The organism is Pseudomonas sp. MYb185 (assembly GCF_002979975.1).
GTDB lineage: Bacteria > Pseudomonadota > Gammaproteobacteria > Pseudomonadales > Pseudomonadaceae > Halopseudomonas.
On sequence record NZ_PCQD01000006.1, the window covers coordinates 34,283 to 58,384 of the forward strand.

22 protein-coding genes and 1 tRNA gene are annotated in these 24,102 nt (G+C 60.0%); 10 read left to right on the top strand and 13 right to left on the bottom strand.

What is annotated here, in order from left to right:
• Window positions 1–40: 40 nt before the first annotated feature.
• The 4 genes from CQ007_RS10905 to CQ007_RS10920 are packed head-to-tail and all read left to right on the top strand — an operon-like array spanning window position 41 to window position 6,109.
• Entirely contained in the window at window positions 41–1,963 is a 1,923-nt protein-coding gene (locus tag CQ007_RS10905; RefSeq protein ID WP_105645861.1) for a PrkA family serine protein kinase, read from the top strand.
• Window positions 1,964–1,993: 30 nt separating this feature from the next.
• Complete coding sequence (locus tag CQ007_RS10910) at window positions 1,994–3,265, top strand: YeaH/YhbH family protein (protein ID WP_105645862.1); 1,272 nt, start codon at window positions 1,994–1,996, stop codon at window positions 3,263–3,265.
• The gene (locus CQ007_RS10915; RefSeq protein WP_105645863.1) at window positions 3,262–4,815 is read left to right on the top strand and encodes a SpoVR family protein; all 1,554 of its coding nucleotides are present in this window, start codon (window positions 3,262–3,264) and stop codon (window positions 4,813–4,815) included. Before CQ007_RS10910 ends, CQ007_RS10915 begins: the two co-directional genes overlap by 4 nt.
• Window positions 4,816–4,870: 55 nt before the next feature.
• Entirely contained in the window at window positions 4,871–6,109 is a 1,239-nt protein-coding gene (locus CQ007_RS10920; protein ID WP_105645864.1) for a multifunctional CCA addition/repair protein, read from the top strand.
• Window positions 6,110–6,204: 95 nt separating this feature from the next.
• On the opposite strand, the gene folK is transcribed toward CQ007_RS10920, so the two are convergent.
• Both folK and folB read right to left on the bottom strand, forming a co-directional pair.
• Window positions 6,205–6,768 carry a 2-amino-4-hydroxy-6-hydroxymethyldihydropteridine diphosphokinase gene (folK, locus tag CQ007_RS10925; protein ID WP_105645865.1) on the bottom strand — a complete coding sequence of 188 codons (564 nt, stop codon included), beginning with the start codon at window positions 6,766–6,768 and terminating at the stop codon, window positions 6,205–6,207.
• Window positions 6,765–7,127: a dihydroneopterin aldolase gene (gene folB / locus CQ007_RS10930; RefSeq protein ID WP_105645866.1), complete on the bottom strand. Its 363-nt coding sequence runs from the start codon at window positions 7,125–7,127 to the stop codon at window positions 6,765–6,767. The genes folK and folB overlap by 4 nt, the downstream gene beginning before the upstream one ends.
• A gap of 55 nt (window positions 7,128–7,182) precedes the next feature.
• Between folB and plsY the strand changes: the two genes are divergently transcribed.
• Window positions 7,183–7,767, top strand: a complete 585-nt coding sequence (gene plsY, locus CQ007_RS10935; RefSeq protein ID WP_105645867.1) for a glycerol-3-phosphate 1-O-acyltransferase PlsY — start codon at window positions 7,183–7,185, stop codon at window positions 7,765–7,767.
• On the opposite strand, the gene tsaD is transcribed toward plsY, so the two are convergent.
• On the bottom strand, window positions 7,768–8,799 hold the full coding sequence (tsaD, locus tag CQ007_RS10940) for a tRNA (adenosine(37)-N6)-threonylcarbamoyltransferase complex transferase subunit TsaD (RefSeq protein ID WP_105645868.1): 1,032 nt from the start codon (window positions 8,797–8,799) through the stop codon (window positions 7,768–7,770).
• Window positions 8,800–9,069: 270 nt separating this feature from the next.
• On the opposite strand from tsaD, the gene rpsU reads away from it, so the two are divergent.
• The 5 genes from rpsU to CQ007_RS10965 all read left to right on the top strand — a co-directional run bounded on the left by rpsU (window position 9,070) and on the right by CQ007_RS10965 (window position 14,869).
• On the top strand, window positions 9,070–9,285 hold the full coding sequence (rpsU, locus tag CQ007_RS10945) for a 30S ribosomal protein S21 (protein ID WP_036989131.1): 216 nt from the start codon (window positions 9,070–9,072) through the stop codon (window positions 9,283–9,285).
• A 264-nt stretch (window positions 9,286–9,549) separates the two neighbouring features.
• Entirely contained in the window at window positions 9,550–11,436 is a 1,887-nt protein-coding gene (gene dnaG / locus CQ007_RS10950) for a DNA primase (protein ID WP_105645869.1), read from the top strand.
• Between the two features lie 89 nt (window positions 11,437–11,525).
• Complete coding sequence (gene rpoD / locus CQ007_RS10955; protein WP_105645870.1) at window positions 11,526–13,391, top strand: RNA polymerase sigma factor RpoD; 1,866 nt, start codon at window positions 11,526–11,528, stop codon at window positions 13,389–13,391.
• Between the two features lie 136 nt (window positions 13,392–13,527).
• Window positions 13,528–13,604 (top strand) — tRNA-Ile (locus CQ007_RS10960).
• Between the two features lie 314 nt (window positions 13,605–13,918).
• Complete coding sequence (locus tag CQ007_RS10965) at window positions 13,919–14,869, top strand: helix-turn-helix domain-containing protein (protein WP_105645871.1); 951 nt, start codon at window positions 13,919–13,921, stop codon at window positions 14,867–14,869.
• Window positions 14,870–15,086: 217 nt separating this feature from the next.
• On the opposite strand, the gene CQ007_RS19400 is transcribed toward CQ007_RS10965, so the two are convergent.
• The 10 genes from CQ007_RS19400 to CQ007_RS11015 all read right to left on the bottom strand — a co-directional run bounded on the left by CQ007_RS19400 (window position 15,087) and on the right by CQ007_RS11015 (window position 24,102).
• Window positions 15,087–15,221 carry a hypothetical protein gene (locus tag CQ007_RS19400; RefSeq protein ID WP_218278868.1) on the bottom strand — a complete coding sequence of 45 codons (135 nt, stop codon included), beginning with the start codon at window positions 15,219–15,221 and terminating at the stop codon, window positions 15,087–15,089.
• 165 nt (window positions 15,222–15,386) lie between these two features.
• Window positions 15,387–15,644: a CopG family ribbon-helix-helix protein gene (locus CQ007_RS10975; protein WP_105645872.1), complete on the bottom strand. Its 258-nt coding sequence runs from the start codon at window positions 15,642–15,644 to the stop codon at window positions 15,387–15,389.
• A 205-nt stretch (window positions 15,645–15,849) separates the two neighbouring features.
• Window positions 15,850–16,278: a type II toxin-antitoxin system VapC family toxin gene (locus CQ007_RS10980; protein ID WP_105646039.1), complete on the bottom strand. Its 429-nt coding sequence runs from the start codon at window positions 16,276–16,278 to the stop codon at window positions 15,850–15,852.
• The gene (locus CQ007_RS10985; protein WP_105645873.1) at window positions 16,278–16,532 is read right to left on the bottom strand and encodes a type II toxin-antitoxin system Phd/YefM family antitoxin; all 255 of its coding nucleotides are present in this window, start codon (window positions 16,530–16,532) and stop codon (window positions 16,278–16,280) included. Before CQ007_RS10985 ends, CQ007_RS10980 begins: the two co-directional genes overlap by 1 nt.
• 350 nt (window positions 16,533–16,882) lie before the next feature.
• Entirely contained in the window at window positions 16,883–18,238 is a 1,356-nt protein-coding gene (locus tag CQ007_RS10990) for an adenylosuccinate lyase family protein (protein WP_218278869.1), read from the bottom strand.
• Between the two features lie 29 nt (window positions 18,239–18,267).
• On the bottom strand, window positions 18,268–19,086 hold the full coding sequence (locus CQ007_RS10995) for an alpha/beta fold hydrolase (RefSeq protein ID WP_105645875.1): 819 nt from the start codon (window positions 19,084–19,086) through the stop codon (window positions 18,268–18,270).
• Window positions 19,087–19,143: 57 nt separating this feature from the next.
• Entirely contained in the window at window positions 19,144–20,190 is a 1,047-nt protein-coding gene (locus CQ007_RS11000; RefSeq protein WP_146114576.1) for a hypothetical protein, read from the bottom strand.
• Window positions 20,191–20,219: 29 nt separating this feature from the next.
• The gene (locus CQ007_RS19405; RefSeq protein WP_218278870.1) at window positions 20,220–22,280 is read right to left on the bottom strand and encodes an ABC transporter ATP-binding protein; all 2,061 of its coding nucleotides are present in this window, start codon (window positions 22,278–22,280) and stop codon (window positions 20,220–20,222) included.
• The gene (locus CQ007_RS11010) at window positions 22,240–23,184 is read right to left on the bottom strand and encodes an ABC transporter permease (RefSeq protein ID WP_105645878.1); all 945 of its coding nucleotides are present in this window, start codon (window positions 23,182–23,184) and stop codon (window positions 22,240–22,242) included. The genes CQ007_RS19405 and CQ007_RS11010 overlap by 41 nt, the downstream gene beginning before the upstream one ends.
• Window positions 23,185–24,102 carry an ABC transporter permease gene (locus CQ007_RS11015; protein WP_105645879.1) on the bottom strand — a complete coding sequence of 306 codons (918 nt, stop codon included), beginning with the start codon at window positions 24,100–24,102 and terminating at the stop codon, window positions 23,185–23,187.

Here is a 24,102-nt window from a genome sequence, read left to right on the forward strand (position 1 = left end):
AAGTCCCGCAACTCATTTCAGGTAACAGCGAGGTCATGCCATGAGCATATTCAGTCATTTCCAGAACCGATTCGAGACCACCCAGCAGGAGGAAATGTCCCTGCAGGAGTATCTTGAACTGTGCAAGGCCGACCCCTCGACCTATGCCACCAGTGCCGAGCGACTACTGATGGCCATCGGCGAGCCGGAATTGATTGACACCTCTCTGGACCCCAGGCTTTCGCGCATCTTTTCCAACAAGGTGATCAAGCGCTACCCGGCCTTCGCCGACTTCCATGGCATGGAGGATGCCATCGAGCGCATCGTGTCCTTCTTCAAGCATGCCGCCCAGGGCCTGGAAGAGAAGAAGCAGATCCTCTATCTGCTGGGCCCGGTTGGCGGCGGCAAGTCCTCCATCGCCGAGAAACTCAAGGCGCTGATGCAGCAGGTGCCCTTCTACGCGATCCAGGGGTCGCCAGTGTTCGAGTCGCCGCTGGGGCTGTTCAACGCCACCGAGGATGGCCACATCCTGGAGGAGGACTACGGTATTCCCCGCCGTTATCTGACCAGCATCATGTCGCCCTGGGCGGTCAAGCGCCTGCATGAGTACAACGGTGACATCAGCCAGTTCCGCGTGGTCAAGCTGTACCCCTCGATCCTGCAGCAGATCGCCATCGCCAAGACCGAGCCGGGCGATGAGAACAACCAGGACATCTCGGCACTGGTCGGCAAGGTGGATATCCGCAAGCTCGAGGAGTTCCCGCAGAACGACCCGGATGCCTACAGCTACTCCGGCGCCCTGTGCCGTGCCAACCAGGGGCTGATGGAGTTCGTCGAGATGTTCAAGGCGCCGATCAAGGTGCTGCACCCGCTGCTGACCGCCACCCAGGAAGGCAACTACAACAGTACCGAGGGCCTCGGCGCCCTGCCGTTCAACGGCGTGGTACTGGCGCATTCCAACGAATCGGAATGGCACACCTTCCGCAACAACAAGAACAACGAAGCCTTCATCGACCGTATCTATATCGTCAAGGTGCCCTACTGCCTGCGGGTCAGCGACGAGATCCAGATCTATCAGAAGCTGCTGACCAACAGCTCGCTGGCCCATGCCCATTGCGCGCCCGACACACTGAAGATGCTCGCCCAGTTCAGCGTGCTGTCGCGCCTGAAGGAGCCGGAAAACTCCAACGTATACTCGAAGATGCGGATCTATGATGGCGAGAACCTCAAGGATACCGATCCCAAGGCCAAGTCGATCCAGGAGTATCGCGACACCGCCGGTGTCGACGAGGGCATGAATGGTCTGTCGACCCGCTTCGCCTTCAAGATCCTGTCCAAGGTATTCAACTACGACAATACCGAGGTGGCAGCCAACCCGGTACACCTGCTGTATGTGCTGGAGCAGCAGATCGAGCAGGAGCAGTTCGCCGCCGACGTCAGCGAGCGCTACCTGCGCTTCCTCAAGGAGTACCTGGCGCCGCGCTATGTCGAGTTCATCGGCAAGGAAATCCAGACCGCCTACCTGGAGTCCTACAGCGAGTACGGTCAGAACATCTTCGACCGCTATGTGCTGTACGCCGACTTCTGGATCCAGGATCAGGAATACCGCGACCCGGACACCGGCGAAATCCTTGATCGTGGCGCGCTCAGCGAAGAGCTGGAGAAGATCGAGAAGCCGGCCGGCATCAGCAATCCCAAGGATTTCCGCAACGAGATCGTCAACTTCGTGCTGCGCGCCCGCGCCCACAACAATGGCAAGAATCCGAGCTGGCTGTCCTATGAGAAGCTGCGCATGGTGATCGAGAAGAAGATGTTCTCCAATACCGAGGATCTGCTACCGGTGATCAGCTTCAACGCCAAGGCCTCCACCGAGGATCAGAAAAAACACAACGATTTCGTGACCCGAATGGTCGAACGTGGGTATACCGAGAAGCAGGTCCGCCTGCTGTCGGAATGGTATCTGCGGGTGCGCAAAGCGCAGTAACAGCAGCCGCAAGCTACCCCGGAGGGGCCTATGAGTTATGTGATCGACCGTCGTTTGAACGGGAAGAACAAGAGCACGGTCAACCGCCAACGCTTTCTGCGCCGCTACAAGGCGCATATCAAGAAAGCGGTGGAAGAGGCGGTAGGCCGCCGCTCCATCACCGATATCGACCACGGGGAGCAGATAAGCATCCCCGGCCGGGATATCGATGAACCGATTTTCCATCATGGCCCGGGAGGCAGGCAGACCCGGGTATTTCCCGGTAACCGGGAGTTCGCCACCGGCGATCGCATCCCCCGACCCGAAGGGGGCGGCGGAGGGGGCGGTGGCAGCCAGGCCGGCAATTCCGGCGAAGGCGAGGATGATTTCGTCTTCCAGATCACCCAGGAGGAGTTTCTCGACTTCATGTTCGAGGACCTCGCCCTGCCCAACCTGATCAAGCGCCACCTGACCGGCACCGATACCTTCCGCACCGTGCGCGCCGGTATCAGCCAGCAGGGCAACCCGTCGCGCATCAATATCGTCCGCTCGATGCGCTCCGCCCACGCCCGGCGCATCGCCCTGTCCGGGGGCAGCCGGGCACGCCTGCGTGAGGCACTGCGCGAGCTGGAACTGCTGCGCCAGCAACAGCCGGACAACCTGATCGACATCAATGATCTGGAGCAGGAAATCCAGCAGCTGCGCGCACGCATCGACCGCGTCCCGTTCCTGGATACCTTCGATCTGCGCTACAACCTGCTGGTCAAGCAGCCCGACCCCAGCTCGCGGGCGGTGATGTTCTGCCTGATGGACGTCTCCGGCTCGATGACCCAGGCCACCAAGGACATAGCCAAGCGTTTCTACATACTGCTGTACCTGTTCCTGCAGCGTAACTACGAACGGATCGATGTGGTCTTCATCCGCCACCACACCAGTGCCAAGGAAGTCGACGAGGAGGAATTCTTCTACTCCCGGGAAACCGGTGGCACCATCGTCTCCAGCGCCCTGCGGCTGATGCAGCAGATCATCGCCGACCGCTACTCGCCGGCGGAGTGGAATATCTATTGCGCCCAGGCCTCGGATGGCGACAACTGGAATGATGATTCGCCAATCTGCCGCGAACTGCTGATCCGCCAGTTGATGCCGGCCATGCAGTACTACTGCTATGTCGAGATCACCCCGCGTGAGCATCAGGCGCTGTGGTACGAATACGAACAGGTTGCCGAACACTTTCCCGACAGCTTCGCCCAGCAGCAGATCGTCGATGCGGGGGATATCTATCCGGTGTTCCGCAAGCTGTTCCAGAAGAGGATGGCCACATGACCCGTCAGCCCATCTCCACCGGGTCGGAATGGACCTTCGACCTGATCCGCGAATACGACCGCGAGATCTCGCGCATCGCCCATGATATCTACGGCCTGGATACCTACCCAAACCAGATCGAGGTGATCACCGCCGAGCAGATGATGGATGCCTACGCCTCGGTGGGCATGCCGCTGGGTTACCATCACTGGTCCTACGGCAAGCATTTCCTGCATACCGAGAAACACTACAAGCGCGGCCAGATGGGCCTGGCCTACGAGATCGTGATCAACTCCGACCCGTGCATCGCCTACCTGATGGAAGAGAACACCATGACCATGCAGGCGCTGGTGATCGCCCATGCCTGCTATGGTCACAACTCGTTCTTCAAGGGCAACTACCTGTTCCGCAGCTGGACCGATGCCGGCTCGATCATCGACTATCTGGTATTCGCCAAGCAGTACATCAGCCAGTGCGAGGAGCGCTACGGCATCGATGCGGTGGAAGACCTGCTCGACTCCTGTCACGCACTGATGAACTATGGCGTGGACCGCTACAAGCGCCCCTACCCGGTGTCCGCCGAGGAGGAACGCCGCCGGCAACATGAACGCGAGGAATACCTGCAACGCCAGGTCAACGACCTGTGGCGCACCATTCCGATCAACCCGGACGCACATAACAAGCACCATGAAGAGCCGCGCTACCCGGCCGAGCCGCAGGAGAACCTGCTGTACTTCATCGAGAAGAACGCTCCGCTGCTCGAACCCTGGCAACGGGAGGTGGTGCGCATCGTGCGCAAGGTGGCGCAGTACTTCTATCCCCAGCGCCAGACCCAGGTGATGAACGAGGGCTGGGCCACCTTCTGGCACTACACGCTGCTCAACCACCTGTATGACGAGGGCAAGGTCACCGACGGCTTCATGATGGAGTTCCTGCAGTCGCATACCAGCGTCATCTACCAGCCGCCATTCGACAGCGAGTGGTTCAGCGGCATCAACCCCTATACCCTGGGGTTCGCCATGATGCAGGATATCCGCCGCATGTGTGAAAACCCGACCGAGGAGGATCACCGCTGGTTCCCCGATATTGCCGGCAGCGACTGGCTGGAAACCCTCAAGTTCGCCATGCGCACCTTCAAGGACGAGAGCTTCATCCTGCAGTACCTGTCGCCCAAGGTGATCCGCGACCTCAAGCTGTTCGCCATCATCGATGACGAGAAGGATGACCATCTGGAAGTGGCGGCGATCCATGACGATCCCGGCTACCGCAGAGTGCGGGAACTGCTCGCGGCGCAGTACAACCTCGGCAACAACGAGCCGAACATCCAGGTATGGGAAGTCGACCGGCGTGGCGACCGCTCACTGACTCTGCGCCACCAGCGCCACGAGGGCAAACCGCTGGGCAAGACCACCGAACGCATGCTCAAGCACCTGCACCGGCTGTGGGGCTTCGATATCCACCTGCTGAGCATGGATGGCGATACGATCAAGACCGAAGCGCACATGCCGCCCCGTCCCAACGCGGGAGAGGAACCCGTCCCCCGCTTCGATATGAACATCCCGCCGATCTGACTGATCGGCGCGGCACAGCTTGCAATGAAACGGGAGCAGCCCCTAAGCTTTGCCGATGAAAACAGACTTCACGACCTATCTGGTGGGTGGCGCGGTCCGCGACCATCTGCTGGGTGTGCCTTACCATGAACGCGACTGGGTAGTGGTGGGCGCCACGCCGGAACAGCTGATGCAGGTCGGCTTTCGCCCGGTCGGCCAGGACTTTCCGGTGTTCCTGCATCCCGAGACCGGCGAGGAATACGCGCTGGCCCGCACCGAGCGCAAGAGCGGTCAGGGCTATGGCGGCTTCACCTTCCACACCGCGCCCGGCGTCACCCTCGAGCAGGATCTGCAACGCCGCGACCTGACCATCAATGCCATGGCCATGGATGATAAGGGGGCCGTCATAGACCCCTATGGGGGGCAGCAGGATCTGCAGAACCGCCTGCTGCGCCATGTATCCCCGGCATTTGCCGAAGACCCGCTGCGGGTACTACGCGTGGCACGTTTCGCCGCCCGCTATGCACCGCTGGGTTTTCGCGTGGCCGAGGAGACCCTGCAACTGATGCGCGAGCTGGCAGACTCTGGCGAGCTGCAGGCCCTCACCGCCGAGCGCAGCTGGAAGGAAATCAGCCGTGCGCTGATGGAATCGCGCCCGGATGTGTTCATCCGCGTGCTGCGTGATTGCGGTGCCCTGGCCGAATTGTTGCCGGAGCTGGACCGCCTGTTCGGCGTACCGCAGCCGCCAGCCCATCACCCCGAGGTCGACACCGGCGAACACGTGCTGCTCGTACTGCACATGGCCGCCGAGATGGGGCTGCCATTGGCGGCACGCTGGGCCTGCCTGCTGCATGACCTTGGCAAGGGCCGCACCCCGGAGCAGTTCTGGCCCAAGCACCATGGCCACGAGAGCAAGGGGCTGACGGCGGTCAAGACGGTCAACCAACGCTGCAAGGCACCACGCGAGTGCCAGGAGCTGGCGTTGCTGACCTGCGAATACCACACCCATTGCCATCGCGCCCTGGAACTGAAGCCCGGCACCCTGCTCAAGTTGTTCAAGGCCTTCGATATCTATCGCCGGCCCGAGCGGTTCGAGCAGTTCCTCGGCGCCTGCGAAGCCGATGCCAGGGGCCGTACCGGGCTTGAGCAGCGCGACTATCCCCAGGCCGACTATCTGCGCGGCGCAGCGAACGCGGCCCGCTCGGCGGATGTGAAGGTGCTACTGGAGCAGGGGTTCAAGGGCGCGGAATTGGGTGAGCAGATGGAGAAGGAACGACTGCGGTTGGTGGCGGAGTATTGCCAGGCGGCCCGCTGAGGGCAGACGAACCGCTCGGGGAGCCCGGCACGAGCACCGGCTCGTACTGCGCTCCATGGAGTGTCGAGTTCCATCTCGACACTGGGGTTCGACATTCAGGCCGCGCCGCTACCGGGTGCCTGATCAACCGCGGGCAATCCCTGGCGCAGCAGCAATTCCGGCGTCAATGCCTGTCCGTGCCAGTCGAAGGCCACAGGCCAGACCTTCTGCCCGCCACGCCAGCCATTCCACAGTCCGGCAATGGACAGCTCGCTGCCCGGCAGTTGCACCTCGGGCGCCAGCAGCGCCAGAGGCCAGAGCACGAAGGCATTGCGGACGATCTCCGGGCGCGGCAACAGCACACCCTCGTGCCGCCCCCGCAGATCGCCATACAGCAGAATGTCGATGTCCAGGGTGATACGCCCGGCCACGCTCTGTTCGCGGCGGCCACAGGCCGCCTCGATGGCCTTGAGCGCCGCATTCAGGTCGCCCAGCTCCAGTTGGCAGTCCGCCGCCACCACCAGGTTGTAGAAGCGGGTACCCAGAATGCCGACCGCATCGCTTTCGAATACCGGTGACAGCTGCAACGGACCGAGCAGCTGCTCCAAGGCATCCAGCCCCCGGCGCAGATGATGCTCGCGCTCGGTGTTGCTGCCCACACCCAGGTAGATTCGCGTCATGCGCGACGTTCTCCGCGCTCGATCAGCACGCCGACACCACCGGTAGCAGCCTTGACCGCACCCGGCTTGGTGATGCTCAGGCGCAGCCAGGGCACGCCGAACTCACTCATCACCAGCTCGGCGACGCGCTCGGCCAGGCTTTCGATCAACTCGAAGCTGCTGGCACTCACATAGTCCAGAACACGCTGGCTGACCGCGGCATAATCCAGCGCCAGCGCCAGATCATCCTGCGCTGCGGCAGCACGGATATCCCAGGCCATGTCCAGATCGAACAGCAGGCGCTGGCGGATATTGCGCTCCCAGTCATAGGCGCCGATCACCGTCTCGACTTCCAGCCCTCTGATAAAAACCTGATCCACTGTTTTCTCCCATGTCGACTACAATGGCCTTTCACTCAGCCCGGCCAGACGTATCATGACCGTCGAATTCAACCTGTTGCTCTGCGCAGCCTACCTGCTCGGCTCAATCTCCTTCGCCGTGCTGCTCGCCCGTCTGCGCCATCAACCCGACCCACGCAGCTTCGGCTCGCGCAACCCCGGGGCCAGCAACATGCTGCGCCTGGGCAACCGCCCCCTGGCCCTGGCCACGCTGCTGGGCGACATGGGCAAGGGCGCCCTCGCCGTCTGGCTGGCGCGTCAGCTCGGGCTGGAGCCGGTGCAGCAGGCCTGGGTCGGGCTGGCTGCGGTCGTTGGCCATATCCTGCCGCTGTACCATCGCTTCCAGGGCGGCAAGGGCGTAGCTACCGGCGCCGGCGTCCTGCTGGTGCTGTCCTGGCCCGCCGCTGCGATAGCGGCGCTGGTCTGGCTCGGTGCCTTCGCCGTGCGCTCCACCGCCTCCCTCGCCTCGCTGGCCGCCTGCGTCGCGGTACTGCCGTGGATGGCCTGGCACAGTCCTCAATTACAGATTCCCGTCAGCCTGATGGTACTGTTCATTCTGCTGCGCCATAGGGTGAACATCGGCCGTCTGCTGGCCGGTAACGAAAACCGTTTCAGATTCTGATCAACCGACGATAGCCGGCAATTGCTCGAGCGGCCAGCGGGCACGTGGCTCCAGGCCTTGCTCATCCTGCTGCCCAGCCATCAACCGCTGGCAGCCGGCATAGGCGATCATCGCGCCGTTGTCGGTGCAGAACTCGGTGCGGGCATAGAACAGCTCGCCCTTGAGACCAGCGGCCATGCGTTCCAGCGAGGCGCGCAGGCGCCGATTGGCGCTGACGCCACCGGCGATCACCAGCCGCTGGTAGCCGGTGGCCTTGAGTGCGCGGCGGCACTTGATGGTCAGGGTCTCGACCACCGCCTGCTCGAACGCCAGGGCGACGTCGCTGCGGGTCTGCTCACCGTCATCACCCTCGGCGACACAGCGCTGCCAGGTGTTCAGAGTGAAGGTCTTGAGGCCACTGAAGCTGAAGTCGAGGCCGGGACGATCGGTCATCGGCCGCGGGAACACGAACCGACCCGGCTGGCCCTGCTCGGCCAACCGGGCGATTTCCGGGCCCCCGGGATAGCGCAGCCCCATGAGCTTGGCGGTCTTGTCGAACGCCTCCCCCGCCGCATCGTCCAGCGACTCTCCCAGCAGTTCGTACTGACCGATACCATCGACCCGCACCAACTGCGTATGACCGCCGGAAACCAGCAACGCAACGAAGGGAAAGGCCGGGGGCCGCTCCTCCAGCATCGGAGCCAGCAGATGGCCTTCCATATGGTGCACACCCAGCGCCGGCACCTGCCAGGCGAATGCCAGCGCGCGGGCAAAGGCACCGCCGACCAGCAACGCACCAACCAGTCCCGGACCAGCGGTATAGGCAATCCCATCCACCTCGCCTGGCTTCACGCCGGCACGCTCAATCACCTCGCGCATCAGTGGTACCAGGCGCTTCACATGGTCCCGCGAGGCCAGCTCCGGTACCACACCACCGTAGATGCGATGCAGGTCGATCTGGCTGAACAGGGCATCCGCCAGCAGGCCGCGCTCGCTGTCATACAGCGCAATGCCGGTTTCGTCACAGGAGGTTTCAATACCCAGAACACGCATGGAGTCAGGAAGGCCGATCAGTTGGAAAAGAGGCGTGCATGATAATGCCCCGATCCAGCCCAGACCAGCCTTTACTGACCGAACCCACCACCGATACCGGCAAACGACCGATAAACGGCAGGCCTCGGCTGGCAGCGGCCGGACATCGAGGCAAATCGCCTTTGCATTTCTGTGCCGAAGGCGGTAACATCCGCTCCCCTTGAAATGCAATCGCTCTGATCACGATCGGGGCTATTTACCAAACAGCATCATTTTTGAGAAAGGTACGAAATGCCTGCCGTCAAAGTAAAAGAGAACGAACCCTTCGACGTGGCCCTGCGTCGCTTCAAGCGCTCCTGCGAAAAAGCCGGTGTTCTGGCTGAAGTTCGCCGTCGCGAGTTTTACGAAAAGCCCACTACCGAGCGCAAGCGCAAGGCAGCTGCTGCCGTCAAGCGTCACGCCAAGAAGCTGCAGCGCGAAAATCGTCGCCGCGAGCGCCTGTACTGAGTTCAGCTGTAGCGTCCTGCCGGGCCTGATCCCAGGCCCGCCGAGCAAGTCTCCCGCCCCCGTCGCGGCAGGACACGCACAGACATACCGTACGCACTGGTCCGGCCTTCCGGTTTTACTGGAAATGGCTGGATTTTCGTGTGGCCTGCGTATGCTATCATCTCGCCCCGACAGACTTGCATCCGGCACCTGTTTCCATGCCCGGTCGGTCGTCCCAGGGCTCGACATTCCAGATATCCATTTCACGTTCGCAAGGCAGCATGCATGGCCGGGCTGATCCCGCAGGGTTTCATCGACGATCTTCTTGGACGCACCGACGTGGTCGAGGTGGTCGGCTCGCGCGTGAAACTGAAGAAAACCGGCAAGAACTATTCCGCACTCTGCCCGTTCCATAACGAAAAATCACCCTCGTTCAGCGTCAGCCCGGACAAGCAGTTCTATTACTGCTTCGGCTGTGGCGCCGGCGGCAATGCCATCGGCTTCCTGATGGACTTCGAGCGCCTGGACTTCCCCCAGGCCGTGGAAGAACTGGCACGCCAGGCTGGTGTGGACGTACCTCGCGAGGAGCGCAGCGACCGTCGCGGCCAACGCCCCTCACGCCAGGACAGTCCGCTGTATCCGGTGCTGGAGAATGCCGCCGCCTACTACCGCCAGCAACTGCGCAAGCACGCACAGCGCAAGCGAGCGGTAGACTATCTGCAGCAGCGCGGCCTGACCGGCCAGATCGCCAAGACCTATGACCTGGGCTTCGCGCCGCCCGGCTGGGACAACCTGATGAACCACCTGGCCACCGACAATACCGAACGCAAGGTGTTGATCGAGGCCGGGCTGGTGGTGGAAAACCCCGACAGCGGCAAGCGCTATGATCGTTTCCGCGACCGCATCGTGTTTCCTATCCGTGACAGCCGCGGGCGGGTCATCGGCTTCGGCGGCCGGGTGCTGGGGGATGACAAACCCAAGTACCTGAACTCGCCCGAGACCCCGGTGTTCCACAAGGGCCGCGAGCTGTACGGCCTGTACGAGGCACGCCGGCAGAACCGCCAACTGGAGGACATCCTGGTGGTGGAGGGCTATATGGACGTGATTGCCCTGGCCCAGCACGGGGTGACCAACGCCGTGGCCACCCTCGGTACCGCAACCAGCGAAGAGCATCTGAAGCGGCTGTTTCGCATCGTCAACAACGTGGTGTTCTGCTTCGATGGCGACAATGCCGGCCGGCAGGCCGCCTGGCGGGCCTTGCAGTCCTGCCTGCCGGCGCTGGAGGACGGCCGCCACGTGCGCTTCATGTTCCTCCCCGAAGGCCATGACCCGGACAGCCTGATCCGCAGCGAAGGCCATGACGCCTTCCGTGCGCGCATGCTGCAACAGGCGCAGCCACTGACCGATTACCTGTTCCGTCATCTGGCTGAAGAGGCGCCGCCGGACAGCCTCGAAGGCAAGGCACACCTGGCCACGCTGGCGCTGCCGCTGATCGAACAGGTGCCCGGCAACCTGCTGCGTCGCCTGCTGCGCCAGTCGCTGGAGCAGCGTACCGGGATGGACCTGGACAGCCTGCCGGCAGCACCTGCCGAGCCGGTCAGCGCGCCGCCGAGCGAGTATGACAACGTAGCCTGGGACGGCTATGAGCGGCACTACGACGAGACACCCGACTGGACCAGCCAGCCGGCGGTCACCCGTCCCAGCCGGAGCCAGCGCCAACCGCAACGCCAGCGCGACACCAGCGCGGTGGAAAATCCGGTCATGAGCGCCACCCGCACCCTGCTGCATCACCCGCACCTGGCCGGCCTGGCGAAACAGGCCAGTCAACTGGCCAACGAGGATGACGAAGAGGCTCAACTGCTGATCGCGCTGATCGATACCCTGCAGAAAAACCCGCAGTTATCGACCATAGAGCTGCTGGCGAGGTGGCACGGAACGGCCCTGGGAGACCAGCTCAATCGCCTGGCCGAGAAGGAGTGGCTGCTGAATATTCCCAGCGCCAACCTTGAACAACAGTTTTTCGACACTATAAATACACTAATGGCACGACAGACCGACCGTCAGATTCAGCACCTCCTCGACAAGTCGGCACAGACCCCACTCAATACCGAGGAGAAACAGCAGCTGCGGGAGCTCCTGAACAGCCGGCATACACCAACTGCCGGGAACTGACAATCAGGCAAACTGGCAAGACACCCTATCTTCAGGGTATAATCCGCAGCTTACTTTTTTGCACACCAAGGCATCCACATAGGGTTGTTATGTCCGGAAAAGCGCAACAGCAATCCCGTCTCAAAGAGCTCATCGCCCGCGGTCGCGAGCAGGGCTACCTGACCTACGCGGAAGTCAACGACCATCTGCCTGAGGATATCTCAGATCCGGAACAGGTTGAAGACATCATTCGCATGATCAACGACATGGGAATCACAGTCTTCGAGGCTGCACCCGATGCCGATGCCCTGTTGCTGGCAGATAGCGACGCCGACGAGGCCGCCGCGGAAGAAGCCGCCGCGGCCCTGGCCGCCGTCGAGAGCGACATCGGCCGCACCACCGACCCGGTACGCATGTACATGCGTGAGATGGGCACCGTCGAGCTGCTGACCCGCGAAGGCGAGATCGAAATCGCCAAGCGCATCGAGGAAGGCATCCGCGAGGTCATGGCTGCGATTTCCATGTTCCCCGGTACTGTCGATGGCATCCTCGGTGACTACCAGCGCATTACCGAGGAAGGTGGACGCCTGTCGGATATCTTCAGCGGCTACATCGACCCGGATGATGACGGCCTGTCGGGCACCGACAACGCCATCGTTCCCGGCGAAGCAGTCAAGCCCAAGAGCGACAAGAAAGCGGCTGACGATGACGAGGATGAGGAAGAGGAAGCCGAAGAGGACGACACCGAAGAGGAAAGCGACGGTGGTCCGGACCCGGAAGTTGCCCGTCAGCGCTTCGGCGCCGTTCAGGAGCAGTTGCTCAAGCTCAACAAGGCCCTGAAGAAGCACGAGCGCAGCAGCCCGGAAGTCGTCGCCGAGCTGGAAGCCCTGGCCCTGCTGTTCATGCCGATCAAGCTGGTACCCAAGCAATATGATGCTCTGGTAGCTCGTGTGCGCAGCACCCAGGACAGCATCCGCGCTCAGGAACGCGCCATCATGCAGCTGTGCGTACGTGATGCACGCATGCCGCGTGCCGACTTCCTGCGCAGCTTCCCCGGCAACGAAACCAATGAGCAGTGGATCGATAATCTGCTGGCCAAAGGCCCGGCCTATGCCGAGGCTCTGGAAGCAGTCAAGGGCGACGTCCTCCGTGCCCAGAAACAGCTGATCGCCCTGGAGCAGGACGCCCAGCTGAGCATTGCCGACGTCAAGGACATCAACCGCCGCATGTCGATCGGCGAGGCGCGCGCGCGCCGGGCCAAGAAGGAAATGGTCGAGGCCAACCTGCGTCTGGTGATTTCCATCGCCAAGAAGTACACCAACCGTGGCCTGCAGTTCCTCGACCTGATCCAGGAAGGCAACATCGGTCTGATGAAGGCCGTGGACAAGTTCGAATACCGTCGCGGCTACAAGTTCTCGACCTATGCCACCTGGTGGATCCGTCAGGCGATCACCCGCTCGATCGCCGACCAGGCACGCACCATCCGTATTCCGGTGCACATGATCGAGACCATCAACAAGCTCAACCGCATCTCCCGTCAGATGCTGCAGGAAATGGGCCGTGAGCCCACGCCCGAAGAGCTTGGCGAGCGCATGGAAATGCCCGAGGACAAGATCCGCAAGGTGCTGAAGATCGCCAAGGAGCCGATCTCCATGGAAACCCCCATCGGTGACGACGAAGACTCGCACCTGGGCGATTTCATCGAGGACAGCACCATGGAATCACCGATCGACTCGGCCACCGTGGAAAGCCTCAAGGAAGCCACCCGCGAAGTGCTCTCCGGCCTCACCGCGCGTGAAGCCAAGGTACTGCGCATGCGCTTCGGCATCGACATGAACACCGATCACACCCTGGAAGAAGTCGGCAAGCAGTTCGACGTCACCCGGGAGCGGATCCGTCAGATCGAAGCCAAGGCCCTGCGCAAGCTGCGTCACCCGACCCGCAGCGACCACCTGCGCAGCTTCCTCGACGAGTAATACCAGCAGCATCGAAAACGCCCGGCTCGCCGGGCGTTCTTCATTATGGCCTGCAATTTATTCCAGAATGCTCACAAGCCTAGCCACCCACCCCCTCAATCCGTATAATTCCCCGGCTGTCGCAATGTCAGCTTGGGGGCCTATAGCTCAGTTGGTCAGAGCAGTCGACTCATAATCGATTGGTCGTAGGTTCAAGTCCTACTGGGCCCACCATTTCACTCCCCCTCTTGACGCCACTCTTCTCCGAACCATCGTTTGGTCGGCTTGGCCGCGCCATCGTGAAAGTGCCGACCTGATTCAGCACATCAATTACACCAGCTTCACCCATCTATGCCTTCGACTCCTGGGCTCGACATTAAGCTTGTAACGCTGCGCCTGACTTCCGCCGAACGGATAAATAATTCAGGATGGCGCTGCAATAAATTTAGTAAATAACATTGCATAAAACCTAAATCCTCGATAGATTAAGATTTACCGACCATATCAGAAAATACACTAAATTTTCCATCAGAATGAGGGATAGAGAAATGGATAGCGGAGCTCTTGTGCAACTGGCGCTGGATGCCTTGTCCTGTCGCCAGAAGGAACTGGCCCTTCACTTGGGAGTGTCACCGACCCAAATCAGCAAGTGGAAGAAAGGTGAGCATATGTCCCTGGAAATGCAAAACAAGCTTCGCAAAATAGCCAGGATCGGCGACAAAGACCCCTCATTCGTTCTTTGGGCAGGTTCACTCGAGGAGGCCAACAAGTGGGAGCGGCTTATCCGCTATCTTGCTGAGCTTGCGCAAGATAATGACGAAACGGGATACCGTACTTACCCATTGGATGACGAATTGGGGACACTGTGTTGGCACACTGTTCAGGTGTTCATGGATATGGGTGTCAGCATTCCGAAGGAATTCCCTAAGGAACTGGATGTTGACTATGAAGACCTCGACAGTGAGGATATCGGGAGCCTGATTGACGAGAATCCGTATTCCTCTCTCATCTACAAAGTCTACAATTCGCTTACAGACGTGTATGGCTTTTATGCCGCCTATGTGGCCGACCTACTGTGGGATGATGAGTTGGAATTATTTGACACACCCGCTGAGAACATCGAGTCAGGCCTAATTTCACTTGCAGCTTGCAAGATTGAAACAAGCAACGAGTTCGCACCAAAGATAGGGCAATTCAGGCACCAGATCACAAAGGATTACGAGGAATGGCTCAATATCGTCAAGGATCGGGCCTTCCGTGCAGGAATTCCCTTGAGAGCAGAACTTCTTGGCTTGGTTTACGATTCCGCCGAGGAGCTCGGGCATGAAGCGGAGGCCGAGAGCCTCGGATTCAACTCATCACGAGTACATCCTGACATATATATGAACGAACTCTTGGTCGGGATGAGGATCCTTCATCAGGTCTTGCCCGCCATAATGCAAAAACTCGGAATCGACAAGGAGTTCAAGCTGGACACCTCAGATCTTCGAGTCAGATAGGGCTGAAGATACCACACCCAGTTCCTTGCGCCCGACCGAATTCAGCAGTTTCGAACGGGCCACTTGGTTTCTTGTCACTGCCCCCCCACTTCTGCATAGTCGATAGGCTGACCCTCTTCACAGCAGCCAATACTGCCTGATTTACTTGTGATGTTTACGCGATGCTTTGATTTAGCTCCGACTCACCCCTGATAGACAGAGTAACCATCTGCGCCATTCAGTACCCCTCCTCTTTTTGGTGACGAACAACCACAATAGCGGCCATCTCTCTTTCGACGCGGTATAGGACAATGTAACCACTGCTGCCGAAGTCGATCAGCCATTCCCGATACTCTGCGTCCATATCGTCCATGGGACGACCGAGGTTCGGTTGATGGGCCAGCCACCTTGCCCCCCAAACGTATTGCCCTCACGGCCCGCCGTGCAGCGTCGAGATCTATCAGAGCCAGGAAGCGGTAGAGCCGTTGAACGTCACCCAGTGCTGGCGCTGTCCAAATCAGACGTGACACTCAGGCAACTACGCATCCTCGCCATCTTCAAGTTTCGCCAACCAGGCATCGGCCTCCTCAAGCGTCAGGTGCAAGCCCGTCCGCTGATAGTCTTCCCAGGCACGCAGAGCATCCTGTTTCAACGCCTCGCGCTTTTCCTCACGCTCGACGTACTGCGCGATGGCCTCGCGCATGATCCAGTGCGAAGTACGGCGGCGCGCTTCAGCCAAGTGCTGTACGCGCCCCTTCAGTTCATCATCAAGCTTGATGGATGTTGCCGTTGCCATGTCGCGGCCTCCCTAGTCCGAGGTAATACCTCGGACTACCTTAGTCATTTTCCTGTTTTCTGCCCATCGGCGTCTCCACACCGGAAAGTGCTTAGTGTTCGACCAAAGGTGTACCAACAAGTGATGCCCGAACGGTAAAGTAGCGGTAAACTCACCCGTTCTGGCCATCTTCGCCAAAAGAAGAAGCTAGGCTGGCGGGCGGTCGTTATCGATACAGCGCCTCCCACGGGTTGAGCACGGCCACTCCTGTAAGCTCGAAATCGGCCACGTTGCGAGTGACTACCGTCATGCCATGCACAAGGGCCGTTGCCGCTATGAGCGCGTCACGCTCACCGCGCTTGTCGGGCACATGCAGCCGGGCGCAGCGTTGCGCCACGGCTGTATCGACTGGCAATGTTCGTCCGGAGAACTCCGGCAATACATGTTGCTCCAGCCACGAGCGCAGCATGGCGCCCTGGGTGGCGTCCTTGCGTTCAATCGACAACACGCCGAGCTCCAGCTCCATGATGGTGATAGCGGACACAAAAAGCTCGGCGGCATCGACGCTTTCAGCCCATGCCGCCACGTTCGGGTCAGCCTTGCCAACCCGAACCTTTCGCAGTTCGGACACCACGTTGGTGTCGAGAACGAACATCATGAGAAATCAGCCGGCTGGGTGCCGATTGTCACACGCGGCGGTTCAAACTCGATGTCCGCAATGTCCGGCATAGCCAGAGAATCAGCGATGTTGCGACGTTGCCTTGTAAGCCGCTGGTATTCCTCAATGCTCAACAGCACATGAGCAGGCTTTCCGCGATCAGTGATGAACACAGGACCACTCTTGGCCGCTTTCTTTGCCCGGGTCACATCCTGGTTAAGCTCTCGACTGGATAGGGTTGTGATGGTCATGGTGAAACCTCCTACACGAATCACTAATGTAGGTACGTTACTACGCAAATAGAAGACTGTCCATACACGGCGGGCAAGGTATCGTGACAAGGGCAACTTGGCGGTACAGTAGCGGTACATTCATTAGGTCTGCCCTATTTCGCCAAACTGCGCTAAACTACTGACACGCAAGTACTTTATACTTAATTGGATTACGCTCGTATACGCTTGATTTTCCTAGACATAGCGTGTCAGCGGCAAACTCATAATCGATTGGTCGTAGGTTCAAGTCCTACTGGGCCCACCATTTTCCCTACGCAAATTGTTCTTGATACCAGTTGCCCTCCCTGGGACTACTCAGCCTATGAGTTCTATCCACCCAGCAATGCGGTGTGGCGTCGAACTCGTTCAGCCTCGGACCGCGCACGACGGGCAAGTTTGATTGCGAGCTTTACGCTATCGCCCAGGTGGCTTTCCGGGTCGAGTGCCGCCTGAATGCCTTCGCGCGGCATTATCCTGTTGACGATAGGGTTTCCAATCAGAACCTGTCCCACCGGGCGGTGTGTACGCGCCGCAGTGCTGGCGGCCTCATGCACGACATCATGAGCAAGCTGCCTGCCCAGACCTGCGCCAGCCAGCTTCATCATCACGTTCTCACAATTGATCAGACCATGGGAAAGCTCCAGATTGGTACGCATTCTGGCCGGATTCAGGCGCAGTTTGCCAAGCAACTCTTCAAGCTCAAACAGCATTTTGTTGGCTAACGGGCAGGCCATGTCGATAGCGGCATAGAGGATTTTGCTCGACGCCGCGTCCCCCTCATGACTGACCTGGCCAGCCTCCAGCGCCAGATTCACCTGAGCCCTGAGCTGCGCTGCCAGCGCAATGACGTTAACCGACAGTTTTGGGTTAACTTTCTGTGGCATGGTGCTGCTGCCCACCACGGCATCACCCAGATCCTCATATACTTCGCCGAACTCTTCCGACATCAGTACATACAGCTCCTGGGCTATTTTCCCACAGGTGGCCGCCAGCAAACCCAGCAACAGGACGTACTCAATGAGATGATCGCTGGCAGACCGGCTCGGGACATCAAAGCAGTGCAGCGCCAGGTTCCTGGCAAGACTCTTGCTCAATGCCTCGCCCTGACTGCCAAACGAATGCATGGCGCCCACGGCACCACCAAAGATCAGAGCGAACACCCGGGGTTCCGCAGTCCGCAGCCGCTCCTCATGCCTCAGCAGCTCATCAATCCAGGCGGCGGCCTTGAAGCCAAAGGTGATGGGCAGTGCGTGCCGGCGCTGCGTCCTGCCGGCCATGACCATGTCAGAGCCGTTCTCGGCCAGCAGGGCCAGGGCCTCAAGACATCCGGCCAGGCTGTTCAGCAACTGCTGATGGGATTGACGGATGAGAAGAATCTCAGCGGTTTGCATGACGTTTTGCGTTGTCGCGCCCCAATGCACATAGTCACCCGCATTGCCATCACAGGCGCGGGCCAGAAAGCGCACCAGAGAGACGATGGGCGCCTTGGTCACCTCCATATCGCTCAGCAGGGCTGACTGATCGATGCAATCGGCTTTTCCCTTGAGCGTTATCTCCCTGGCTGCTTCCACAGGGATCATGCCAAGCTCGGCCTGGCTATTGGCCAACGCCACCTCGACGTCCAGCCATGCCTGGATTTTCGAGGATATGCTGAACAGCTCACTTGCCGGTTTTCCTGACATCATGCTTGTCTCTCCCCCAACCGAATGGCTCATTACGGCGACGCCAGAAAGTCCGATATGGCAGCGTTGAATCTATGGGAATCCTCCAGGTAGGGCGCATGCCCCAAACCTGAAAGCTGGACGTGGCGAACGTCGGGAATCGACGCCAGCAGAGGTTTGGCCTTTGCCAGTGGCGCAACAGAGTCCTGGTCACAGGTAATCACCAGGGTCTGCGCCTGTATCCTGGCGAGTTCCGGTTTCAGATCGGCAGTCTGAATCGCCCAGGCAGCGGCTGACACGCCCTCTAACCTTGATTCGGCGGCAATCTCAGCCACTCGCTTGTATACATCGTCAGCCGTTCCAGCAGGCAGCATGCCCTTTGCCCGGCGCTCTCCATACACTTCAAGAGGCAGGTTGCTCAGTTCGTCGAGACGGCGCTTATAGCGATCATCGGCCTCTCCGTTGCGGTCCAAGGCATGACCAGGATGGGTGCAGGATAAAACCAGACGCTTGATCAGTGCGGGCTCCAAAATGGCTACCTTCATGGCGACCAGTCCGCCCATCGAGTGCCCTATCAACGTCACCGGCGCCGCCGACACTTGCTTGATAAACGCAATCGCGGCACGAGCCAGATCGGTGAGGTCATCACCTGCCACATCCGAGTTACCGTAACCGGGCGCATCCCATGCAATGACCCGCATGCTCGGCGATAGGGCACCTATTTGCTCCTCCCAGCTTGAGGCGTTGCCATTGATCCCATGCAGCAATACCAATGGCTCCCCCTCGCCCTGCTCCAGATAGCTGATCCGGCCGTGTTCCAAGTTGACGCTTAATCGTGCTGCCGGTCTGCCGGCCTTGTTCGTTTGATTCATGTGTAACTTCCTGGCTAGCCTCAGTGAGCAACGATTCGATGCCGTAACGGGCATGTTTCAGAACGGATAATCTTCATCGTCGTCAGCCCCTCTAAACGGTGTTTTGCTTTCACCGCTTTCGTCTTCTGCTCCGGCGGCATCACGTCTTGCACCCGAATTGGAAAACAGCGATGTTTCTCTTGCACCAGACAGCAGCAACCGCGCGCCGGACGGAGCCATCCCGCGAGCGTTGTGGCCTACCCCGTAAACGGTCTCTACCTCCCAGTTGAACTCGGCGCCTATTTCCTCGGCCTTGGCTTTCGAGACGGCGTAAAAGCTTTTTCCGCGGGCAAGACGATGGGGGCCCTGCGCCATGGCTACAGCGGTTCTGTTCAGGATGCGGTGATGTGGATCGTTGTCATCGGTGCCCAACATGATGACCAACCGGTGGGCATAAGAGCGCTTCAGGCTTTCATCATCAATGCCGGTGTTCTTCAGGCCATAGCGCAGGGGCAGACTGTAGTCGGGGAAGGTGTAATTACCGGCGTTCGCCGCTATCGCGGTGCGGATTCTGGCGTCCGGCCAGAGCATCACCATCCGGTGTACGAACTGAGCGCCACCGCCATGACCATAAATGTCGTACCGCTCGGCTTCCAGGCCGAACTCCTGGCGGATCTGATCGAACACCCGCTCCACCGCGGCGAACGATGATTGCTGTGGTGGGATGCGCTGTCCCTTTGAAGCATCCAGGGACGATGAATCCCGGGTGACCCAGTTGCCGGTCTGATACCCCCAGCCCGTCGGGAACTCTTTCTCGGGTACTTCAGGCGATACGATCAGCACGTCATATTGCGTGGCGTATCGGCCCCAGATATCGCGGTAAATATTGGCATCGCGTCGCCCGCCATGCATGACGAACACGACCGGTGTGTCCGGCCTCATTTGCCTTGGCTGGGCGTAAAAGACTCGCATGGTCACCGGCTTGTCGGCAGATCCCGCTTCCACCTCGATCGAGCCGTAACGATCGCTGGTGTTCAGCGAGGCAAAAGGTGTCTCCAGCGAGACCGGAGCACAGCCGGCCAGGAATGAAAAAATCCCGACTAAAAACAAGGCGCTCATCTTCATGATATGGGTCCTCTGTATTGTTGTTTTGATCACGGAGTGGGGCGGTCACTGGAGGGCTGCGCCTTCCAGCATTTAACCAATGTGGTGCCGATCATTTCCGGCCCTGGAACCTGCTCTCGGCAAACCGGACCGGCAATGGGACAGCGAGGGTGAAACGGGCACCCGGATGGCCGGTTCATCGGGTTGGGGAAATCACCAGCAAGCCCCAGGTCCGGCACGATCTCCCCTGGCGCAATACTCAGCGCCGAATCCATCAGCGCGCGGGTGTAGGGATGCCGGGGATTCAACATCACCTCGTCCCGGTCGCCGCATTCCACGATGTCACCCAGATACATGACGGCGACCCGATCAGCCATGTGCTGAACGACAGAAAGGTTGTGGGTGACGAACAGATAGGTCAGGTCCAGCTCATCGCGCAGGTCCAGCAGGAGGTTCAGAATCTGCGCCTGAACGGACACATCCAGCGCCGAGGTCGGCTCATCACAGATGACCACTTCAGGCCGCATGATCAACGCTCGACCAATGGCCGCTCTCTGGCGCTGCCCGCCGGACAACTGGTTCGGGTAGCTGTTGAATACCCGGCGCGGCAACCCGACCAGCTCCATCATGCTGTAGGTCTTGGCCAGTTGTTCCTGCCGACTGCCCAGCTTGTGCACGGCCAGCGGCTTGCCGATGATCTCACCGATGGTTTTACGCGGATTCAGCGACGAATACGGGTCCTGGAAGATGGGCTGGATCATTCGCGCGCGCTGCATGGCCGGCAGGGTTTCTATCCGCTGGCCATTGAGGATGACCGATCCGCTATCCGGTTGCTGGAGCCCCATGATGGTCCGTGTAAGGGTCGTCTTTCCGCACCCGGACTCGCCGACCAGAGCCAGAACCTCGCCCTTTCTGACCTCCAGGCTAATGTTATTCATGGCCCGCAGCGGTTTCCGCTTGCCGAAAAGCCCGCGTCGTACAAAGAAGGTGCAACTGACCGAGTCGACAGTCAGAACGCTGGTACTGACCGGCTTCACAGGATCAATCGCAGCCTGACTCATGGCTGCCGGCGCGGCCTTCAGTCCGCCTGCCGTCTCGTGTGGGTCATGACAAACATACATACGCTCCGCGCTGACTTCCTTGCTGGGAGGTGTCGTTGTTCTGCATGCCTCAACGGCACGCGAACAGCGCGATGCAAACGCACAGCCTTGAATGGTTCCGGTCATGGCCGGCACGATGCCGGGAATGGAGCCGAGCCGTTTCAGCGACCCGTTCCGGTAGCCGGGAACGCATTCCAGCAAACCCTGCGTATAAGGGTGCCGCGGGTCCAGAAGCACTTCCCTGGTGCTGCCGGTTTCGACGATATCACCCGCGTACATCACCGCAATCTTGTCCGCCGCCCGTGACACCACGCCCAGATCATGGGTGATCAGGATCATCGACATGCCCAGCTCCTGCTGCAAGTCTCTGAGCAGGCGCAGTATCTGGGCCTGAATGGTCACGTCCAGCGCCGTGGTGGGTTCGTCGGCTATCAGCAGCTCGGGCTCGTTCATCAGCGCCATGGCAATCATGACGCGCTGCCGCTGGCCGCCGGAGAGTTCGTGCGGGTACTGCTTGAGCCTGCTGGCGGGATCAGGCAACCCGACTTTTTCCAGCAAGAAAATCGCCCGCGCCTCGGCCGTGGCCTCCGACACCTTCCGATGCAGCGTCATCGCTTCCTTCAGTTGGCGACCGATGGTGTACACCGGGTTCAGGCTGGTCATCGGCTCCTGAAAGATCATGCCGATACGCTGCCCGCGCACCTGCATGGCAAAGTCCCGTTCGCTGGCACGCATCAGGTCGTCACCATCAAAATTGATGCAGGCGGCAGTGCGACGGGCAGAGGGGGGCAGAAGGCTCATCATCGCCAGCGCCGTCATGGACTTGCCCGACCCGGACTCGCCGACGATGCCAAGGGTTTCTCCACGTTTCAGATCGAGGCTGACACCTCTGACCGCCTTCAACGTGCTCGACTCGGTAGGAATCTCGACGGACAGATTGCGGATATCCAGTAGTGAATGCGTGCTCATATCAGCTTCTCCGATCCGTAACGGTGACGTCCCGTACGCCATCACCCAACAAGTTGACGGCGATAACGAGCATGAACAGCGCTACACCGGGCAGAATGACCAGCCATGGCTGGAAGAACATGGAGGTTTTGCCCTCGGCAATCATCAGGCCCCAGGAAGGCATGGGTGACGGAATGCCCAAGCCCAGGAAAGACAGGGTCGCCTCGCTGAGAATGGCGATAGCCACTTCCAGCGTGAAAATCACCATGATCTGGTTGGACAGGTTCGGTAACACCTCCCGCACCGCCACCTGAAACCGACTGCAGCCCATCGATCGCGCGGCGGCGACAAAATCCATCTCTCGCAAGCGCAGCGTCGCGGAGCGGGTAACCACGAGGTAGAACACCCAATGGGTTGCCCCGATCACAAAGATCACCACGGTGATCGATTGGCCGATCACGAAAACCAGCGCCATGATCAGCAGGAGGCTGGGTATCGCCAACTGGCAGGTCACCAGGAAGTTGACCGCCTGATCCAGCCAGCCACCGTAGTAGCCGGCGAGCAGCCCAAGGGTCACGCCAATGATTGCGCCGACTGTTGCGGCGCCGACGCCTATCGCCAATGAGATTCTTGCGCCATAGATGATCCGGCTCAGGTAATCCCGACCGAGATGATCGGTGCCGAACAGGTACCGCCACTCCCCGCCTTCGACCCAGGCAGGCGGCAGCAGTCGCAATGGCAGGTTCTGCAGGTAAGGATCATGAGGCGCCAGCCAGGGCGCAAAAAGTGCAAAGAACGCCATCACCAGAATGATCCCGAAACCGATCTTCAGACCGGTATGGCGGCGGGCACGCTTCAAGGCCGCTTTTGCCGGGCTCAATCCCAGGCCGGTGTCGATCTGCTCGCCGTCATTCTGCGACTCGGCGACGAAGCGAGGGCTGTTCACTGTTTCACTTGTCATCATCATTCACCCCATCCGAATCCGCGGGTCAAGCCAGGCGTTGATCAAGTCAGCCGCCAGCGTGAGCAGTACAAAGGTCAGCACAAAGATGAGAATCAACGATTGCACCGTCGGAATATCCGAATTGAAAATCGACTCCACGGCCAGACGACCCAGGCCGTTCATGCTGAAGACGGACTCGGTCACGACCGATCCGCCCAGTTTGTGTCCAAGCTGAACCGCCAGAACGCTGACAACGGGCAACAAGGCGTTGCGCAAAGCCTGCTGGAAGATCAGCCGATAGCCCATGAAGCCTTTTGCACGCGCCGTGCGGATATAGTCCGCGGACAGCACATCGAGCAGGCCGGTGCGGGTCAGCCGCATGACGGCGGGCACCGAACTGGCGCCGAGCACCAGCGCCGGCAGCACGTAATGCAGCCAGGTCGCATCACCCGATACGGGAAAGATCGGGAACGTCACCGCAAACAGGATGATGACCATCAGCCCCAGCCAGAAATTGGGAATGGCCTGGGCTGAAACGGCGATCGATAGCGCAAGCCGATCCACCCAGCTATTCGGGCGAAGCGCTGCACCGATGCCCAACGGCAATGCGATCAGGATGGTGATCATCAATGAGGACAGCGCCAGGATGATGGTCACCCCCGCATGCTCTTTTATCAGCTCCCCCACCGGCTGCTTCCAGAAATAGCTTTCGCCGAAGTCGCCACGCAAAACCCCGCCCAGCCATTCGACGTACTGGACCGATACGGGACGATCGAAACCGTACTCCTGACGAATTTCTTCAACCATTTCCGGCGGGGCGTCTTCACCGGCAATCGTTTGTGCCGGGTCGGTCGCGAAGTAGAACAGCGCAAAGGTGCCAAAGGAAACGAACAGCGCGACCAGCAGGGCCAGAAAGCCTCTTCGAAGGATGTAGTTCAGCAT

Coding starts and splice junctions, on each gene's coding strand:
- CQ007_RS11010 (WP_105645878.1), bottom strand. CDS start 23,184: ATGATGATGACAAGTGAAACAGTGAACAGCCCTCGCTTCGTCGCCGAG.
- CQ007_RS10985 (WP_105645873.1), bottom strand. CDS start 16,532: ATGACCATCACAACCCTATCCAGTCGAGAGCTTAACCAGGATGTGACC.
- CQ007_RS10990 (WP_218278869.1), bottom strand. CDS start 18,238: ATGATGTCAGGAAAACCGGCAAGTGAGCTGTTCAGCATATCCTCGAAA.
- CQ007_RS19405 (WP_218278870.1), bottom strand. CDS start 22,280: ATGGCGTACGGGACGTCACCGTTACGGATCGGAGAAGCTGATATGAGC.
- CQ007_RS10975 (WP_105645872.1), bottom strand. CDS start 15,644: ATGGCAACGGCAACATCCATCAAGCTTGATGATGAACTGAAGGGGCGC.
- CQ007_RS11015 (WP_105645879.1), bottom strand. CDS start 24,102: ATGCTGAACTACATCCTTCGAAGAGGCTTTCTGGCCCTGCTGGTCGCG.
- CQ007_RS11000 (WP_146114576.1), bottom strand. CDS start 20,190: ATGAAGATGAGCGCCTTGTTTTTAGTCGGGATTTTTTCATTCCTGGCC.
- CQ007_RS10910 (WP_105645862.1), top strand. CDS start 1,994: ATGAGTTATGTGATCGACCGTCGTTTGAACGGGAAGAACAAGAGCACG.
- CQ007_RS10915 (WP_105645863.1), top strand. CDS start 3,262: ATGACCCGTCAGCCCATCTCCACCGGGTCGGAATGGACCTTCGACCTG.
- CQ007_RS10920 (WP_105645864.1), top strand. CDS start 4,871: ATGAAAACAGACTTCACGACCTATCTGGTGGGTGGCGCGGTCCGCGAC.
- CQ007_RS10965 (WP_105645871.1), top strand. CDS start 13,919: ATGGATAGCGGAGCTCTTGTGCAACTGGCGCTGGATGCCTTGTCCTGT.
- folK (WP_105645865.1), bottom strand. CDS start 6,768: ATGACGCGAATCTACCTGGGTGTGGGCAGCAACACCGAGCGCGAGCAT.
- plsY (WP_105645867.1), top strand. CDS start 7,183: ATGACCGTCGAATTCAACCTGTTGCTCTGCGCAGCCTACCTGCTCGGC.
- tsaD (WP_105645868.1), bottom strand. CDS start 8,799: ATGCGTGTTCTGGGTATTGAAACCTCCTGTGACGAAACCGGCATTGCG.
- rpoD (WP_105645870.1), top strand. CDS start 11,526: ATGTCCGGAAAAGCGCAACAGCAATCCCGTCTCAAAGAGCTCATCGCC.
- CQ007_RS10980 (WP_105646039.1), bottom strand. CDS start 16,278: ATGTTCGTTCTCGACACCAACGTGGTGTCCGAACTGCGAAAGGTTCGG.
- dnaG (WP_105645869.1), top strand. CDS start 9,550: ATGGCCGGGCTGATCCCGCAGGGTTTCATCGACGATCTTCTTGGACGC.
- CQ007_RS10995 (WP_105645875.1), bottom strand. CDS start 19,086: ATGAATCAAACGAACAAGGCCGGCAGACCGGCAGCACGATTAAGCGTC.
- rpsU (WP_036989131.1), top strand. CDS start 9,070: ATGCCTGCCGTCAAAGTAAAAGAGAACGAACCCTTCGACGTGGCCCTG.
- CQ007_RS19400 (WP_218278868.1), bottom strand. CDS start 15,221: ATGGACGATATGGACGCAGAGTATCGGGAATGGCTGATCGACTTCGGC.
- CQ007_RS10905 (WP_105645861.1), top strand. CDS start 41: ATGAGCATATTCAGTCATTTCCAGAACCGATTCGAGACCACCCAGCAG.